Annotated in this window: 4 protein-coding genes; 1 reads left to right on the forward strand and 3 read right to left on the reverse strand. The window is 46.2% G+C overall.

What is annotated here, in order from left to right; all coding sequences use genetic code 11:
* Window positions 1–26: 26 nt before the first annotated feature.
* Together purQ and purS are read right to left on the reverse strand one after the other, a co-directional pair.
* Entirely contained in the window at window positions 27–713 is a 687-nt protein-coding gene (gene purQ / locus PX481_RS10200) for a phosphoribosylformylglycinamidine synthase subunit PurQ (protein WP_288094533.1), read from the reverse strand.
* A gap of 88 nt (window positions 714–801) precedes the next feature.
* A complete protein-coding gene (purS, locus tag PX481_RS10205) occupies window positions 802–1,077 on the reverse strand; it encodes a phosphoribosylformylglycinamidine synthase subunit PurS (protein WP_288027465.1) in 276 nt (91 codons plus the stop codon).
* A 31-nt stretch (window positions 1,078–1,108) separates the two neighbouring features.
* On the opposite strand from purS, the gene PX481_RS10210 reads away from it, so the two are divergent.
* The gene (locus tag PX481_RS10210) at window positions 1,109–1,492 is read left to right on the forward strand and encodes a Fur family transcriptional regulator (protein ID WP_288094535.1); all 384 of its coding nucleotides are present in this window, start codon (window positions 1,109–1,111) and stop codon (window positions 1,490–1,492) included.
* A 103-nt stretch (window positions 1,493–1,595) separates the two neighbouring features.
* On the opposite strand, the gene accD is transcribed toward PX481_RS10210, so the two are convergent.
* A partial coding sequence (gene accD / locus PX481_RS10215; protein WP_288094534.1) for an acetyl-CoA carboxylase, carboxyltransferase subunit beta occupies window positions 1,596–2,544 on the reverse strand: 949 nt, incomplete at its 5' end.

Below are 2,544 nucleotides of genomic sequence, written 5' to 3' on the forward strand. Positions count from 1 at the left end.
ATTTTTGATTTTTACAAGAGGTCTAGTCAACAACAATTGATCAACTCCTGAAATAACAGACTCCCATCGGTCAAATTGAGCATCAGATCGGCGGCGCGTTCGGGATGAGGCATCATTCCTAGCACATTTCCTGCTTTATTGGTAATTCCTGCAATATTATTTAACGAACCGTTGGGATTCCCTGACTCATTTGCCTCTCCTGTGGGAGTACAGTAACGAAAGAGAATTTGTCCGTTATCCTCCAGAGATTTTAACGTATCTTCTGCGGCATAATAACGCCCTTCCCCGTGAGCAATCGGCAAATTAAGCACCTGTTGCGGTTGATAACCTCGCGTCCAGACAGATCGATTATTTTCCACTTTTACCGGCACTCGATCGCAGATAAAATGTAAATCGCGATTACGAATTAACGCACCAGGTAGCAGCCCAATTTCCGTTAGTACCTGAAAACCGTTACAGATGCCTAAAACTAATTTACCTTTTTCGGCTTCTTCTCGGACAGTTTTCATCGCCGGCGAAAACCGAGCGATCGCACCACAGCGCAAATAATCGCCGTAACTAAATCCCCCCGGCACCACGATCACATCCAAATCCGCTAAATCCGTCTCTTGATGCCAAACATAGCGGGTAGGTTGCTGAAAAATCCCCTCCGTCACCGTTGCCACATCTCGATCGCAATTCGATCCAGGGAAAACAATAATCCCAAACTTCATAATTTTTAACTTGGTTAATTCATTGTGCAGAAAGCTCTCATCAGATGGGTGTTGGGGTATTGGGTGAATTTCCCCATTTCCTTATCCCCTATCCCCTATCCCCTATCTCCTGACAATGCAAATCAAAGCGATAATTTTCAATCACAGGATTAGCCAATAGTTGATCGCACATTTGAGCCAATTGTTCGCGGGCGCTGGTTTCGTCCGCTGCTGTTACGGTAAGCTCAATATACTTACCAATTCGCACCCCGGCCACAGTATCATAACCTAATTGCTTTAATCCCGACTCTACCGCCGTACCCGCCGGATCGAGTACCGAGGGGCGCAGAGTAACATAAATACAGCACTGATAATTTTTTGGCATAGAATTAATTTTGATCGCTGACCTTTTTGATATGAAACCCCAACGCACCCGATCGCAAGAGCGCATTATCCACTTACTCAAAACCTTAAATCGGGCAGTATCCGCTCAAGAATTGTTTGTGGAACTCCGTCAGCGTGACCAAAATATGGGGTTAGCCACTGTTTACCGCGCCCTAGAATCCCTAAAACTACAGGGTGCAGTCCAGGTGAGAACCCTAGCCACAGGAGAATCCCTCTACAGTTCCGTTCAGCAGGATCAACACCATCTTACCTGTATTCATTGCGGTCGGTCTATCGTCTTTAATGAGTGTCCCGTTCACGAATTGGCAGAAAAACTCGAAAAATCCCACCAATTCAAGGTTTATTACCATACTCTCGAATTTTTCGGACTTTGCGATCACTGTCAACCCGGTTAAGTGTGGGATGGACTACATTGAAACTGCCGAGCAGGAAAATTTTAGTACAAATGCTCGGACTGGCAGCTTCGGCACTCCCAACTCCAGTGCCGTCTTAGAACAGTTAAACTGTTGTTTGTCCCTGGGCTGTTTTCAGGGGGATTAACTCCGGTTGACTGTGGTGATGATGACTGTTGAGGGGGGATAACAAGGGGAAAAAGGGCTGATGTAAACTAATTAATTGAGCGAGGGTTTTCTTGAGATGGGTACGGGGAACGATCGCATCGACAAACCCGTGTTTTAACAAGTATTCCGATGTTTGGAAACCTTCTGGCAATTTCTCGCGCAAAGTCTGTTCAATTACCCGTTTACCAGCAAAACCGATAGTAGCCTTCGGTTCAGCGATAATAATATCTCCCAACATAGCAAAACTGGCCGTGACTCCTCCCGTGGTGGGATTAGTCAGGACAGGAATATAGAGTAATTTTGCCTCCCGATGCCGGTTAAGAGCGCCAGAAATCTTGGCCATCTGCATTAAACTTAACATTCCCTCCTGCATTCTCGCCCCGCCAGAAGCGCAGATAATCACCAGGGGTAAACTTTCATCGGTAGCTTGTTCCGTCAAACGACAGAGTTTTTCTCCCACCACCGATCCCATGCTACCCCCCATAAAACGGAAGTCCATCACCCCTAAAGCTAAGGGTAAACCATCGATCGTCCCCGTTCCCGTCCGGACAGCATCCGTCAGACCAGTTTTTTCTTGGGTTTCTCGGATGCGATCGCTATAACTTTTCCGATCGCAAAATTTGAGGGGATCCGTCGGTCGAATCTGTTCATCGAGGCAATTCCAAGTATTAGCATCGACTAACTGGCGAATTCTTTCGTCACTTTCCACCCGATTATGATGACCGCAATCGACACACACCAGTTGATTAGCTAATAAATCCTTCGTATAGGCCAAAACGCCGCAATTTGGGCATTTTGTCCATAAACCATCGGCTATTTCTCGTTCCTGTTGTTGTTGAACCTTGGGTTCTGTTTTTTGGCGATTTGCAAACCAATCAAATAGAGAC

It is taken from the genome of Microcystis sp. M53603_WE2 (assembly GCF_030065435.1).

Bases quoted from the DNA above. Each gene is read 5' to 3' on its own strand.
- purQ (WP_288094533.1), bottom strand. From the start codon at position 713: ATGAAGTTTGGGATTATTGTTTTCCCTGGATCGAATTGCGATCGAGAT.
- purS (WP_288027465.1), bottom strand. From the start codon at position 1,077: ATGCCAAAAAATTATCAGTGCTGTATTTATGTTACTCTGCGCCCCTCG.
- PX481_RS10210 (WP_288094535.1), top strand. From the start codon at position 1,109: ATGAAACCCCAACGCACCCGATCGCAAGAGCGCATTATCCACTTACTC.